This is a genomic window from Microbacterium sp. 22296 (genome assembly GCF_052045385.1).
GTDB lineage: Bacteria > Actinomycetota > Actinomycetes > Actinomycetales > Microbacteriaceae > Microbacterium.
In genome coordinates, this window is record NZ_JBQEOS010000005.1 from 37494 (window position 1) to 52322 (window position 14829).

11 protein-coding genes are annotated in these 14829 nt (G+C 63.7%); 7 read left to right on the forward strand and 4 right to left on the reverse strand.

Going from position 1 to position 14829, the window contains the following annotated elements; genetic code table 11:
* Positions 1-47 precede the first annotated feature (47 nt).
* Positions 48-605: a dihydrofolate reductase family protein gene (locus ACTJJP_RS11405; RefSeq protein WP_440775130.1), complete on the reverse strand. Its 558-nt coding sequence runs from the start codon at positions 603-605 to the stop codon at positions 48-50.
* Between the two features lie 4 nt (positions 606-609).
* Positions 610-1596: a helix-turn-helix transcriptional regulator gene (locus ACTJJP_RS11410; protein WP_440775131.1), complete on the reverse strand. Its 987-nt coding sequence runs from the start codon at positions 1594-1596 to the stop codon at positions 610-612.
* A gap of 98 nt (positions 1597-1694) precedes the next feature.
* Here ACTJJP_RS11410 and ACTJJP_RS11415 point away from each other — a divergent pair, with 98 nt between their 5' ends.
* Together ACTJJP_RS11415 and ACTJJP_RS11420 are read left to right on the forward strand one after the other, a co-directional pair.
* On the forward strand, positions 1695-2150 hold the full coding sequence (locus ACTJJP_RS11415; protein WP_440775132.1) for a VOC family protein: 456 nt from the start codon (positions 1695-1697) through the stop codon (positions 2148-2150).
* Positions 2151-2795: 645 nt separating this feature from the next.
* On the forward strand, positions 2796-4214 hold the full coding sequence (locus ACTJJP_RS11420) for a hypothetical protein (protein ID WP_440775133.1): 1419 nt from the start codon (positions 2796-2798) through the stop codon (positions 4212-4214).
* 96 nt (positions 4215-4310) lie between these two features.
* Here the strand turns inward: ACTJJP_RS11420 and ACTJJP_RS11425 are convergent, their stop codons facing one another.
* Positions 4311-5234, reverse strand: coding sequence for a reverse transcriptase family protein (locus ACTJJP_RS11425; protein WP_440775134.1), 924 nt, complete (start codon positions 5232-5234; stop codon positions 4311-4313).
* 157 nt (positions 5235-5391) lie between these two features.
* The gene (locus tag ACTJJP_RS11430) at positions 5392-5979 is read right to left on the reverse strand and encodes a hypothetical protein (protein WP_440775135.1); all 588 of its coding nucleotides are present in this window, start codon (positions 5977-5979) and stop codon (positions 5392-5394) included.
* Between the two features lie 608 nt (positions 5980-6587).
* Between ACTJJP_RS11430 and ACTJJP_RS11435 the strand changes: the two genes are divergently transcribed.
* From ACTJJP_RS11435 to ACTJJP_RS11455, 5 genes are all read left to right on the forward strand, one after another.
* Positions 6588-8537: a type I restriction-modification system subunit M gene (locus ACTJJP_RS11435; protein ID WP_440775136.1), complete on the forward strand. Its 1950-nt coding sequence runs from the start codon at positions 6588-6590 to the stop codon at positions 8535-8537.
* A complete protein-coding gene (locus ACTJJP_RS11440; protein ID WP_440775137.1) occupies positions 8534-9829 on the forward strand; it encodes a hypothetical protein in 1296 nt (431 codons plus the stop codon). The genes ACTJJP_RS11435 and ACTJJP_RS11440 overlap by 4 nt, the downstream gene beginning before the upstream one ends.
* Positions 9830-9960: 131 nt before the next feature.
* Positions 9961-12951: a type I restriction endonuclease subunit R gene (locus ACTJJP_RS11445; RefSeq protein WP_440775138.1), complete on the forward strand. Its 2991-nt coding sequence runs from the start codon at positions 9961-9963 to the stop codon at positions 12949-12951.
* Positions 12948-13973 carry a restriction endonuclease gene (locus tag ACTJJP_RS11450; RefSeq protein ID WP_440775139.1) on the forward strand — a complete coding sequence of 342 codons (1026 nt, stop codon included), beginning with the start codon at positions 12948-12950 and terminating at the stop codon, positions 13971-13973. Before ACTJJP_RS11445 ends, ACTJJP_RS11450 begins: the two co-directional genes overlap by 4 nt.
* A gap of 273 nt (positions 13974-14246) precedes the next feature.
* On the forward strand, positions 14247-14825 hold the full coding sequence (locus tag ACTJJP_RS11455; RefSeq protein ID WP_440775140.1) for a hypothetical protein: 579 nt from the start codon (positions 14247-14249) through the stop codon (positions 14823-14825).
* The last annotated feature ends 4 nt before the right edge of the window (positions 14826-14829 follow it).

The window sequence follows — 14829 nt, forward strand, 5'->3', positions numbered from 1 at the left end:
ATCCGGATGCCAGGGCGTCGCGCAATCAGTTCGCGCGGGGCCCTTCCCTATGCGACGGGCCGGTAGCGCTGCACGACAGCACCCGAGCGGAACTCCCGCCGCTCGATCAGCTCCAGCTTCAGGTCCACGCCGTCGAGCAGTCGCGGCCCCCGCCCCGCGATCACGGGGTGCACGACGAACGTGTACTCATCGATAAGCCCGTGCCTCGCCAGCATCGCCGGCAGCGCGACGCCCCCCAGGGCGATCCCCCGCCCGGGCCGCTCCTTGACAGCCCGGACAGCCTCGACCACATCGCCGCTGATCAGTTCGGCGTTCCAGTCGACCGCGTCGAGGGTTCCGGATGCCACGACCTTCCGCATCGGATCCATCACCTCCGAGAACGCGACCTCACTGGCATCCATCCAGTCGGGCCACTCCCCCGACTTGGGTCGGCGCCACGCGCCCTCCATGAGCTCGTAGGTGACGCGACCGTAGAGGAGCGTGTCGGAGCGGCGCAGCTCGTCGGTCCAGAACGCCATGGACTCGGCATCTGGCGGCAGGCCCGCCTCGTGCGAGCAGCAGCCGTCGAGGGTGACGTTGATCGCGTAGCGGAGGGGCTGGGTCATGCCGCTAGCTTCCTCGCCGGGACTCCTCCGCGGAAGGGCCCGCCGCCGCGAAGCGCGCCGCCTGCACCGCGAACGCCTCGGCCAGTTCCGGCGGCTCGACGACCTCCATCGCCACCTCGAACCGCCCGAACGACGCGGCGAGCGCGCCCCACGACCACGACCCCACCTCGAGAGTGCACCGCTCGTCGTCGACCGCGGTGACCGTGCCGTCGCCCGCGAAGGGCAGCACGTCGCGGGCGGGCGCGTGCAGCAGCACGGTGCCCCGGCAGGGCCACTCGTTCGTGTCCGATCCTTTGAACCGCGCCGAGACAAACGCGTCGACGTCGCCGCCCGGCACCACCCGCGGCACGAAGGGCGCACCGTGCGGCACGCGAGGACGCACCCGGTCAGCGGAGAAGAGCCGCCAGTCGTCCCGGTCGAGATCCCACCCGAGCAAGTACCACCGACCGTGCGAGGTCACGATGTGATGCGGCTCGACCCGCCGAGGCTGGGGGTCTCCCTCGCCCCGCGGCAGGTAGTCGAAGCGCACCGTCACGCGGTCGCGCACCGCCTGCGCAAGCGTGAGCAGCACGTCGAGCGGCACAGCCGCGGCCAGCGACTCTCCGGCGCCACGGACGGTCGTCACCTCGACAGCATCGAAGCGATGCCGCAGCCGTGACGGCAGCACCTGACGCATCGTGGCGAGAGCGCGCACCGCCGCCTCGCCGATGTCGGCACCCAATGCCGGAGCCGCGCGCAGAGCGATCGCGACCGCGAGCGACTGGTCATCGTCGAACAACAGCGGCGGCATCTCCGCACCCGCGTCGAGGCGGTAGCCCCCGTCGGGGCCCATCGTCGTCTCGATGCGGTACCCCATCTCGCGCAGGCGATCGATGTCGCGCCGAACGGTGCGATCGCTGACGTCGAGTCGCGATGCCAGCATCGACCCGGGCCAATCGCGCCGGGCCTGCAGCAGCGACAGCAGGGTCAGCAGTCGCGACGTGGTGGCCATGTCGCCCACCGTAGTCGCGGTCTAGGACAGAAACCGACCTATACGGATGACACCGTGATGGACGAAGCCAACCCCGGCCCATTCATCGAGGAGCAGACATGCCCGTGCAGACCACCACCCACCTGAACTTCCGCGGCGATGCCCGTCAGGCGCTCGAGTTCTACCAGTCCGTCTTCGGCGGCCACCTCGTCGTCAACACCTACGCCGACTTCGGCATGCCGGCCGAGATCCCCGGCGCCGACAAGGTCGTCTTCGGCCTGGTCGCCGCCGAGAACGGCTTCCGCATCATGGGCTACGACATCCCCGGCCGCACCGAGGGCGGCATCGCAGCCCCCGGGTCCACCCACCGCGAGACCAACACGACGGTCACCGACCAGTCGCTGTTCGTCTCGATCAGCACCCCCACCCGCGAGGAGCTCCAGGGCTACTGGGACACCCTGTCGACGGATGCCTCGATCGTCGAACCCCTCGCCGCATCGGCGTGGAGCGCCGGGTTCGGCATGCTGACCGACCGGTTCGGTGTGACGTGGAGCGCGTCGGTCACCGCCGAGTGACAAGTGCGGTTGCGGCGCACCCGCTGCGCGTCGCGGCCGCCTACCGGCCTTACTGGACGCCAACCCGATCGCGGCGTCGCACCTTTATAGTCAACTCCGGCTTCTCGCGCATGACCACGCATACGAGGTGCCAGATCTCGGCGTCGAGGGCAGAACGGGCGTTGTGTACAGCGTCGCCGACGAGCAGCGCCCAGTCGGAAATAGGCGTCGGAACCCCGCAGACGTCAGAAAATCAATTGCGGTCCTGTCAGGGAGCACTTGGACTTTCGCGGTGAACTCGCCAGCTGCGTTCCACGCATCGACACGCTCGAGCAGCTCGCTGAACAGCCACCAACTGCGGGTGAGCTTCTGACGAGCCCACTGACTCATCGGCATTCTCGGCCTCCAAACTCGAGGGCAAGGATTCGCGATCTGGGAGATGCGACGGGCATTGCGCTGACGATCGTCCAGCTCGAAGATCGCGACCTGAGCTCATTGGGCTTAGCGCGCGACCGGAGCGAGCGGTCATCAACTCTGTTCGGGCAACGCCCGCTGATGGGCCCTCGCGGGCGGTCCACCACGAGTTGAAATGACAACGAGCGAGTAGGCGGAAGCAATCGGCCGATACCGCGCACGACGCATCGGATCTGGCGATACTGTGCGCAGGTGAGCGAGATCGTTATACACCCGGTTTCCGATTCGACAGAGCTTGACGCGCTCCTTAGGCGCGCAGAGGCCGGCGACGACTTCACGTTCGCCGCCAGAGCCAATGCCGCTGGATTCTCGGGTCGAAGGCTTTGCCTTGTGTCTCTGCCAGCCGGCCGCATCAGGATGTCGGACTTTCTCGGCGACACATACGAATGGCAAAGTTCAATCGTTGCGATCGCTATCGCGACCGCAGGCCGCCGCATCACCACCGTCGATACGCAGATCCGGTTAGGAGCGATCATCGCGCTTACCGAATGCATTGACGAAGACCGTCTCATTGCGAATCTGCACCTATCTAGAAGCCAACTGAAGACTGTTGCTGAGGCGATCAATCGCGGTCGGCGCCTGCCACCTGTGACGTCGCGGCGGATAGTCCATGCCCTTGAGGGTCTCGCTGGGACCGACGGCCCGGCCGTTCGCGCACTGTTGTCGCAACTGAACGGGACTGTCATTGAGCCCGGCCGCCGCGGTGTCGTGCTGCAACAGGAGCGGGACGCGGTAATGCTTGCTGGGGAAATCTTCGGCGCTCGCGAGAGCTTCAGGCCAGCGCTCAGAAGCATGGAGGCTAATCAGGGTGATCGCGCGCCATTCCTTGCGCGGCTCACTGCCGCACATCAGCTGGAGGATCACGTCATCAACGTCGATGCGCGTAACTTTCTGGACTGGACTCGCGAGGAACAGCTCGCGGCCGCCGCGTTGACGTTTCGACAAGGAGATCGCGCCCTCACAGTCATAAACGCCAACAAGGCTCCTCTTGAGCAACTGACCGGCGCCGATCTCATCTACTACAACCACCCGATTGGATCCTTCATTCTGGTTCAGTACAAGATGATGGAGGCAGGTTCTGGCGGGTGGGTCTATCGCCCCGACCGCCAGTTCGACGCTGAACGACAGCGGCTCAGGTCGGTTCAGCTGGCCCATGATCGAGCGCGTACATCCTCCACCGGCGTCACGAACTATCGGTTCTCTGAGTCTGTTGCCTATTTCAAATTCTGCAAGCGGGATGGCGCATTTAGCTCGGACGAAACGCGACTCATGCCCGGCTACTACGTCGCTGACGACTTCCTCGAACTCTATCTGGATGAGTTTCGTACCCCACGTGGGGTGCGCCTGGTCACCGAAGCGCGTCTAGCAGACCGAGCACTTTACGGTGCTGGCTTCGCCCGAATGGTCGCAGCCGGGCTAGTTGGAACCCGCGGGTCGACCAGCGAAGAGATCAACCGCGTCGTCGCCGAGTCGCTGAGTGGGAATCGAGCCGTGGTGTTCGCATTCGAAGCTCCATCTTCGGACGGCTCGCACGGTACCGAGGGGGAAGCACCGGAAGATGACCTCATCGATCCGGATCTCGACGCCCTTAGAAGCGCACTTGGTCTGTAGTCCATTTTCGGCTCGCAAACGAGAAAAATGGCTCGCTTGATCCGTCGCCGACACCATGAGGAGGTGGCTTCATCGAGGCACCTCCTCTCGGAGCTCTTACTCATCCGGGAGCGCTGCGATCAGCCGGTCGAATTCTGCCTCGTTCAGGTACGAAGAATCCACCGCGTCGCCAGCTTGCCGGGCTCGCCGACCGGACTGACGAATCCCGGCGGCGAGACGCGGGTAGATCTTATCCGCCAGTTCCGGCTCCACTGAGAACGCGTACGCGCAGAGTCCGAGGAGAGTCAGGCGCGGGTAGACGCCGGGAGACTCGAAATGCGAATCGCCATGCTTTGCGAAGTAGTAGCTCTCCAGAAGGATCTTGCGCTTGACCCATCTGGGCAGCCGTGGCTCATCGACGTCGTGACCGACGTAGAGTCCCAGCACATACGGAGATCGCCGCATGAATCGTGTCTTGCGGTCGTTCAAGGCCCAGCCGGCGGCTCCGACGACTTCGCGCACTGCGCGAAGGAATGCGTCGTCCAGCTCGCCGTGTGAGAAAGACAGATCATCTACCCAGCGCGTGTAAGAGATACCCCGTGCGGAAGCAATCATCTCGATTGAGCGATCAGTTTCTTGAAATGCGAGGTTAGACAGGTACGGACTTGTTCGAAATCCCAGAGGAAGTGTTCCGTCGATAAAGCAGACACCTTCGATCCAGGCCAGAACTTCGGTGTCGAACTGTTCTGCCAGCGCGGGGGCGACGCGGTCGAAGCTGATCTGACCGTAAAAGTCCTTCAGGTCTACGGCCAGCACGACCTTCGCGCCTACGTGCGGAGCCGCTCCCGATACCGTAGAACGACCTCTGACGAAGCCATGGACACAATCCTGCGGAACCCACCCGGCAGCGAGAATCCCCTTCGCGAGCTTGAGCGCGATGTCGAGCCGACCAATCGCTCGTTTAGTCGTGCGCCACCGCCGACCTGAGCGAAAGCTCACATCGGAGTGATAAGGCCGAGCCCAGTCCTGCCATTGCGTCACGGCGCGCGCGTCCTCGCTATATAGCCCAATACGCGAAGAGAATGTCGGCCACAAAATCATGCAGGACCCCCAGGGAAGCAAATAAAACCATGATGGCCTACCCTGCACGACTGACTGCAGTCGACGAGTCTTCCCTGGAGGCGTGACCCATCATAGTTCACTCGACGAGCGCATCTGCTGGCGGACGGAGCCGCACCACGGACGACATCGCCCGCAGAAATCCGAAGTACATCTTGTGCCAACGATCGTCTTGCTGAACATGACCGACCGCCACGGGCGAGCCAAAAGCGTCGAAGTTAGCGGCCGCTGCAACGGGCGGAAGATGCGAGTCAGCGCAGGCTTCGCCAGGGCACAGTTGTTCGGCGCGGGCAGCGTAACGCATGGTGGCAAAGAGAAGATAATCGGCGAGGGCGAGTAGATTGTCGCCTTTCGGCTGCATCGTCACTAACACGTTGGTCAACCGAGGATTCACCAGTTGCTGGTAGTCCGCGAGAGTCTTGCCGCCTCCTTGCTCGAAGATCACGTCGACCCGGCCTGCCGATTTGTATCGCATCAGGACGTGAGTCAGCAGTCGGCCGAACAGGTAGTTGTAGAGACCGTCAACATCGGACGGTGGCGCTTTGAGGACGGCAAATCTGACGTGGCCCTTGAACATCCCGTCTGTGTCGATCTCCTCAAGTAGCGGGTCTGCAAACTCCGGCAGGTCTTCGGTCGCGTGCCATCCGTCTCGGACGAAGGTTGCCATGCGGCGGGCGGACGCAACGCCAGTCCGGACCCCGATGCGTTCACGGACGCGGGCGAGTCGAGCGCGACTCGCGTCTGCGTCAAGATCGGACTCGACGACGCACGCGCCGACACCAACAAGCACTCGCACATCGCAGATCGATCCACTACGGGCTCTTTCATTGCAGGGCTCGTGAGTGCGACAGATAGACACGGTGGACTCGTCCAGGAAGATAGTCACATGATCCACGAGTGGCCCCTCTTTCTCTGCGCGTAGCAATTGGCTGATGAGGGCGGCCCTTCTGCGCTTGTCGCGCACACCAGATGGGCGTCTAGGCGCAACGAGCGCCGTATCAGCGTCGCGCCTACCCAGGGTTGCCTCATCGACATGCCCCCACTCCGTCGGCCCTCGGATCTTCCATCAGTCAGCGGACGCCGGCAACGCCTCCCTACTTGCATGATGCGCCTAAAACTGAGGCGACGCACGTGCGCGAGTGGACTGATTCGGTATAGGCCGGCATCAAGATGGCGGCCGCCCGGTTGGTTCTCAGGTCAGCACCTGTCAGCCAGGATAGATGTGTGGCGCTGGCTCGATGGCTAGGCGGAATCGACAACGAGGAGCGAACCCGGTTGCTTAACCACGTCAACTTCATCTGGAACATTGCCGAGTCTCTGCGCGGCCCGTTCAAGCCGTCCGAGTACGGGTCGGTCGTTCTCCCGTTCACGGTGCTGAAACGCCTCGATGCAGTCCTCGCTGACACGAAGGCCGAGGTGCTGAACGTCGCCCCGACCGTCGCGACGGCGCCCGAGATGCTGCAGCAGATGAAGCTGACGGAGGCCGCGGGGCACCAGTTCTACAACACGTCGCCGTTCGACTTCGCGAATCTCGTCGCCGACGCCCAGGATCTCCGCGCGAACCTCTCTTCGTACTTGGCGGGGTTCTCGTCGAACGTGCGGGACATCTTCGAGCGGTTCGAGTTCGACAAGACGCTGAACAAGCTGGCGGAGAAGAACAAGCTGTTCGTCGTGACGGAGAAGTTCGCGCAGGTCGACTTCCACCCCCGCACCGTCAGCAACATCCAGATGGGTCTCGTTTTCGAAGAGCTGATCCGGTGGGCGAACGAGCGCTCCAACGAGACCGCCGGTGACCACTACACGCCGCGTGAAGTGATCGCGCTGATGGTGCAGCTGCTGTTTGCCCTCGACGACGACGCCTTGTCGAAGCCGGGCGTGGTGCGGTCGATCTACGACCCCACCGCCGGCACGGGCGGGATGCTGTCGGTCGCGGACGAGTACCTGCGCAGGATGAACCCGGGCATCCAGCTCAGCCTCTACGGGCAGGACTACAACGACCAGTCGTACGCGATCTGCAAGGCCGACATGGTCATCAAGGGGCAGGACGTTGACAACATCGCCCTCGGCGACACCCTCACCGAAGACGCGTTCGACGACAAGAAGTTCGACTACGGCCTGTCCAACCCGCCATTCGGTGTCGACTGGAAAGACCAGCGCACGTACGTCGATGGCGAGCACAGCAAGCTCGGCTTCAACGGCCGCTTCGGCCCCGGCACTCCCGCTGTCAGCGATGGCGCGATGCTGTTCCTGCTCCACCTGGTGTCGAAGATGCGCAAACCCGAAGAGGGCGGCTCCCGTATGGCGATCGTCCTTAACGGATCACCACTGTTCTCCGGCGGCGCCGGCGGTGGCGAGTCGAACATCCGCAAGTGGCTGCTCGACAACGACCTTGTCGAGGCGATCATCGGGCTGCCGAAGGACATGTTCTACAACACCGGCATCTCTACCTACATCTGGGTGCTGACGAACCGTAAAGACGAGGACCGCAAGGGCCGGGTTCAGCTCATCGACGGTCGCGAGATGTTCACCAAGCTGCGCAAGGGCCTCGGCTCCAAGCGCAACGAACTGTCCCCACAGAACATCGAGACCATCGTCCGCCTGTACGCCGGGTTCGAGGACGGCGAGCAATCGAAGATCCTCCGTAACGAAGACTTCCTCTACCGCACCATCACCGTCGAACGCCCCCTCAAGCTCAACTGGCAGGCGACGCCCCAACGTGTCGACGCCGTGTTCGAGGTGAAGGCGATCCAGAAGCTTAGTAAGACGAATGCCGCAGCCCTGCGCGCTGCGCTTGATCGCCTCAGTGCCGACACGGTGTGGAAGAACCGCGCCGCGTTCCAGAAGGTGCTGAAGGATGCCGCGAAAGCCGAAGGCCTCGCCCTCGCCGCGCCGCTGCTCAAGACCGTGACGACCGAGCTCGGCGAGCAGGACGACACTGCAGACATCTGCGCCGACGTCAAGGGCAACCCGGAGCCGGATGCATCGCTTCGCGACACCGAAAACGTGCCGTGGGACGAGGATGTCGACGCCTACGTCTCCCGCGAAGTCCTGCCGTACGCGCCCGACGCGTGGGTCGACCACTCCAAGACCAAGGAAGGCGGGGAGATCCCCTTCACCCGCCACTTCTACCGGTACATCCCACCCCGTCCACTCGAAGAGATCGACCGCGACCTCGACGCCGTCATGGACCAACTCCGGGCAATACTCGTAGAGGTAGAGCAGTGAGTGTTCAGTCCGAGCTTCTGGCCGCACCGCAGGTCCCGCTGCGGTACTTGGTGCGCTTCAACCCTCGTCCGACGGCGATGACCGGCGACGAGTCGTGTTATCTCCCGATGGAGGCGATCTCGGAGTTCGGTGCTGTTGACTCCACCAGAATGCGCCGCACAGCCGAGCTTGCGCAGGGCTACTCGTTCATCGCGGACGGCGATGTCGCATATGCCAAGGTCACGCCATGCTTCGAGAACGGCAAGGGCCTCCGAGCGACGGGATTGCCTGGCGGGTACGCATTCGCGACCACCGAGATCACCGTGATGCGCCCCTCCCGCGAGCTGGACTCGATGTATCTCGCTTGGGTTCTGCAATCTGAGGACTTCCGCGAACCCGGCGAGGCAAAGATGAGCGGTGCGGGTGGGCTCAAGCGCGTGCCGGAGTCTTACGCCGCTAGTTATCGCGTTCCTCACCCGAGAGTCGAGGTGCAACGGGCGATTGCGGATTATCTGGATCGGGAGACGGCGCAGATCGACGCGTTCATCGCGAAGAACGAGGAACTCATCGCACTCCTCACCGAACGCCGCGCTGCCACGATCACGTCTGTGCTGACGTCGGGTCTTGGAGACAGCCCCGATGATAGCGATGATCGGTGGTTCGGAACGATTCCGGTTCATTGGGACTCAATGCCCCTTCGCTACTTGCTACGGCGAATTGAGCAAGGCGTGAGTCCTCAAGCCGAGGGTGGTCTTGCCGAGGGCGAGGGCCAGTTCGGAGTGCTGAAGTCTGGATGCGTGAACGGCGGGGTCTACCGGCCAACGGAACACAAACTGCTCCCCGACGACTTCGATTTTCATCCCTCGTTACTCGTCCGCTCAGGCGACCTTCTGGTCAACCGCGCGAGTGGGAGTATCCGGCTACTTGGCTCAGCGGCTCTCGTGAAAGAGAGCCCATACCAGCTGATCCTTTCGGACAAGACCTTCCGACTCATCCCGAGTGCGCGGACGACCTCTAGCTATCTCTATTGGCTCCTCAACTCGAGGATCTATCGTGAGCAGGTCGAGTCCAGCGTGAGCGGCGCCGATGGCCTCGCGAATAATCTCCCCCAGTCCAGCCTCCGTCGATTCGTATTGCCGGTACCTCCACGGGAGGAGCAGGACGGGATCGACTCGTATTTGACTGAGCGATGCGCTCAGATTGACAGGTCGATCGACGCTGCACGTCGCGGGGTTGAATTGGCGCATGAGCGCCGTGCTGCGCTGATCTCGGCGGCGGTGACGGGCAAGATCGACGTGGGGGTGGCGACGTGAGTGGTGTTGCTGGTGCGCATCTGGAGTCGGTGCTGGAGAACGAGATCGCCGAGCATCTCGCCGCAAACGGCTGGCTCTACTCCCCCACCGACGCCGGTTACGACCGCGAGCTCGCGCTGTTCCCCGAGGACGTGCTCGGCTGGCTCGCGGATTCGCAGCCGACGGAGTTTGCGAAGGTGGTGCGTCCCGGCGATACCGAGGCTCAGCGTGAGGCGGCGGGACGCAGCATCCTGAACCGTCTTGCGAAGGCTCTCGACAACGATCCGTTGAAGAACGGCGGGACGATCCGGATCCTACATGAGGGCTTCTCGATGGTGCCGCTGCATGGCGGTGCGGTGAAGTTCCGGTTGGCGCAGTTCCGGCCGGCGACGACGAACAACCCTGACACGCTCGCAGCGTACGCGAACGTGCGGGTGCGGGTGATGCGCCAAGTGCATTACTCGGTCAGGCATCCGAACAAGGCATTGGATCTGGTGCTGTTCGTCAACGGCATCCCGGTCGCGACGGTCGAGTTGAAGACAGACTTCACGCAGTCGATCGGCAACGCGGTGACGCAGTATCAGTTTGACCGGAATCCGTCGGGCGAGCCGTTGTTCGCGTTCGCGAAGCGGTCGCTGGTGCATTTCGTGGTCTCGAACTCCGAGGTACGGATGACCACGAAGCTCGCGGGGCCGAAGACGCGTTTCCTGCCATTCAACAAGGGCGCCGATGAGGGGGCGGGGAACCCGCTGAACGCGGACGGGTCGGCGTCTGCATACTTCTGGGAGGAGATCCTGCAGCGCGACACCTGGCTGCAGCTGCTGGGGTCGTTCGTGCACCTGCAGGTCGAGGTCGATGTCGACCCCGATACGGGCAAGAAGACTCGCGCGGAGAAGGTGCTGTTCCCTCGGTACCACCAGTGGCGTGCGGTGACCCGGCTGGTGGAGGCGGCGCGGGCGGAGGCGCCGGGGAACCGGTACTTGGTGCAACATTCGGCGGGGTCGGGCAAGACGAACTCGATCTCATGGCTGGCGCACCGTCTGTCGCAGCTGCATGACGCCGCGAACGAGCGGGTGTTCGACACGGTCGTGGTGGTGACGGACCGCACGGTGCTGGACAAACAGCTGCAGGACGCGATCGCGCAGTTCGAGAAGCATGCCGGGGTGGTGCAGTCGATCACGAAGGACGCGGGTGAGTCGAAGTCGAAGCAGCTCGCGGCGGCGTTGAACGGTGGCAAGAACATCGTGATCGTGACGATCCAGTCGTTCGAAGCGCTGATCAGCGCGATCCAGACCCTGCCCGAACTGAAGAACCGCCGCTTCGCGGTGATCGCGGACGAAGCACATTCGTCGCAGACCGGGTCGACGGCGGGCGCGTTGACGAAGGTTCTATCGCCGGCGGAGCAGGCGGCGGTCGCGGAAGGGGCGCCGATGGATTCGGACGCGTACCTGCAGTGGGCGATGGAGGTGACGGCATCCGCTCCGAACATCTCGTACTTCGCGTTCACGGCGACGCCGAAGGCGAAGACACTCGAGCTGTTCGGGCGGGCCCCGGAGGGTGGTGATCTGCCGGAGCCGTTCGATCTGTATTCGATGCAGCAAGCGATCGAGGAGGGGTTCATCGTCGATGTGCTGCAGAACTACACGCCGTACAAGGTGGCGTGGAAGCTGCAGCATCCTGATGGGGATTATGACGGTGCCGGGGAGGTCGATGAGTCGACCGCCGTGAAGGCGCTGGTGCGGTACGTGCGGTTGCATCCGACGAACATCAGCCAAAAGGCGAAGATCGTCGTCGACCACTTCCGCGCGTTCGTGCAGCCGCTGCTGGACGGCAAGGCGAAAGCGATGGTCGTCACTGGGTCGCGGATGGAGGCGGTCCGCTGGAAGAAGTACCTCGATAAATACGTCCAGGATGCTGGGGTGCTGGGGGTGCGGTCGCTGGTCGCGTTCTCCGGCACGGTCGAGGACCCGGACGACGTCGGTGAGGGGCTGACCGAGCGCACGCAGAACCCGGGCGTGCAGTCGGATCTGGCGGAGGCGTTCAAGCCGGCGACGTACAACGTGATGATCGTGGCGGAGAAGTTCCAGACCGGGTTCGACCAGCCCCGCCTTGTCGCGATGTACGTCGACAAGAAGCTCGGCGGGGTGCAAGCCGTGCAGACCCTGTCGCGGCTGAACCGCACGTACCCGGGCAAGGACAAGACGTTCGTCCTCGACTTCGTCAACGACCCTGTCGAGGTGCTGGAGGCGTTCCTGCCGTACTACCGGAAAGCGACGCTGACGGCGACGACAGACCCGAACCTGATCTACGACCTCGTTTCGAAGCTCGACGGCGCGGGGATCTACGACATGTCGGAGGTCGAGCAGGCGTTCGACGCGGCCCTCGCGGGTGGGGTGAATGCGAACTCGAAGGTATCGGCAGCGACGGCGCCGGCGGTGGACCGGTTCCAGAAGCGATGGGTCGCCGCGGTCCTGAACGATGACAAGAGCGAGCAAGACGAACTGCGGCTGTTCAAGGCCGACGTGGGCAACTTCGTGAAGTTCTACGACTTCATCTCCCAGGCCCGCAACCTCGAAGACACCGACCTGCCTCGCCGGCACTACTTTTTCCGCCGCATCCTCGCGCAGCTGTCAACCGCGACGATCCTCGAACCGGTCGACATCTCGGATGTCTCGCTCGTCGGCTACAAGATCAGCGCCGGCGAATCGGTGGCGCTGAAGTTGGAGCAAGGACCAGGGCTGGACCCGATCTCCGCGATCGGCTCGGGCGCGATACACGAGAAGCACCGGTCCGCGCTCGAGGAGATCATCCACAAGCTCAACGAGCGCCTGGGCGACAAGTACGGGGTTGGCGTCATCGATCTCCAGATGAATCACATCGTCGGCCAGCTCGCCCTCGACGTCGACCTCGCGAACCAGGCCGCCGTCAACAGCCCGCAGCAGTTCGCTGAGTCACCGGCGCTGCCGAAGGCGTTCGCGAGGGCCCTCCTCGGCGTGCGGAACGAGACGCCCGCGTTCATCGACGATCTGTTCAACGACAGCGGCCTGTTCGCCGAGCTGGGAAAGGCGCTGCCTGCGATGTTGTACGAGTACCTGAAGTCTGGGTCAGGCATATGCGCCACGGGAGGAGGATCCGCGAAGTGAATTTGTGGGGTGTGCACAACAACGCATTGACCACAGAGCTTGTCGACGGAGGCTTCATCAGCCTCGGGTGGGACAATCTCTCTGATTTGACCGATATCGCGGCGGGGCGTGAAGGGATGAAGGCCGCCCTCACCGCGGTCGAGCCCGATGCGAAGGTGCGATCGATCGCCGGGCAAGCGGGTGTGCTCACTCGCTTCCGCGACGAAATGCAGATCGGCGATGTCGTTGTTGCGCCGTACAAGCCGAACTCGACGATCAACCTAGGTGTGATTGCCAGCGACTACTACTTCGAGCCTTCGGCGTCAGCTCACCGTCACAGGCGACACGTGGCATGGAAGCGCGTCGGCCTTCCTCGAACATTATTCACGCAAGCAGCGTTGTATGAAATCGGCTCGGTTCTCGCTGTCTTCCGCGTCCGGCGCCATGCCGACGAGTTCCTAGCGGTGCTGAACAGCGCAGAGGAATCTCTAGATGCTCTCGCGAAGACCATCGACCTGGTGGCCGACCAGACGGTAAGTGACGACGAGATAGACGAGCCTCGCGCATCACGAATCGAACGGCATACACGTGACTTCGTCCTAGAGACCCTTCACAAGCAACTGAGCCATCAGGACTTCGAGGAGTTCACCGCTGCGCTGCTCCGCGCTGTCGGGTACCAGGCCCGGGTCACTCAGTACTCCCAGGACGGCGGTGTCGACGTCATCGCGCACCGTGATCCACTTGGGGTGGAACCACCTCTGATCAAGGTCCAGTGCAAGCATCACACGGGCACGGTCGGGGCGCCGGATGTGCAGCAGCTGATCGGCACGCAAGGTCAGGGAGAGCTGTTGCTCTTCGTCACCCTTGGCGGGTACTCACGTGATGCGCTAGCTATCGAGCGCCAACGTCCTGGCCTCCGGCTACTCTCAGGCGAGGACATCGTCACCATGGTGCTGGAGCATTACTCGCAATTGCCGGAATCATGGCGGTCAGTCGTGCCACTGACGCGCGTACTCGTCGTAGCGGACACGGCGGAGGGTTAGGAAAGCGCTTCAAGCTCGAGGCGCACGCATCTCGCCCTGATGTCCCACCGGCTCGGCGAGCGCCTCAGCGAACCGGCGGCTTAACACTTCCCAGAGAGCCGCTCGAGTCGTACAGCTCCGACGGCGAGCCGATCAAGCTTCCGGATCCGTAGTCGGACGCGATGACCGGTCACAGGCACGGAGGACCGGATGCCGGACTCCAGCGGGAGTAAGGCTCGAATCGAAAAGGCCCCTCTGGCCCCCACCGCCACCCCGGGAGTACCCTCCCCCACCATGAGCCCCGCCACTCTGTTCCTCCACGCCGACGCCGCGCTCCGCGAGGTCGTCGATCAGCTCGATTCGGCTGACTTCTCAGCATCCGTGCCGAAGGAGTGGAGCCAGCTCAAGTCGCCCACCCTGCTCGGCATCCTGGGCCGCCACGCCTACGACGAAGCGTGGGTGCCCGACGTGATCGCCGGGCGGGCGGCCGCCGACGGCGACCCGTTCGCCGATGTCGACCTGCGGGGCGACGATCCGATCGCCTCGTACGACGCCCTCAACGACAAAGCCCAGGCGGCGGTCCGCGCGGGTGACTTCGCCGACACCTTCCACTTCACCTACGGCGACTACCCGGCTGACGAGGGCTTCGCGCACCTCGCGACGTACCGCGCCTTCCAGGCGTGGTCGATCGCCAAGGAGTTCGGCATCCCGTTCCATCTCTCCTCCGAGCTCATCGAGGGGATGAACGAACACGTCACCCCACACGCCGACGAGTGGCGTCAGTGGGGTGTCTTCCCGCCGGCCATCGACCCGCCGGCGGGTGCCGACGACGAGACCGTGCTGCTGTGCACGCTGGGGTTCTGGAAGCCGTAGGCCT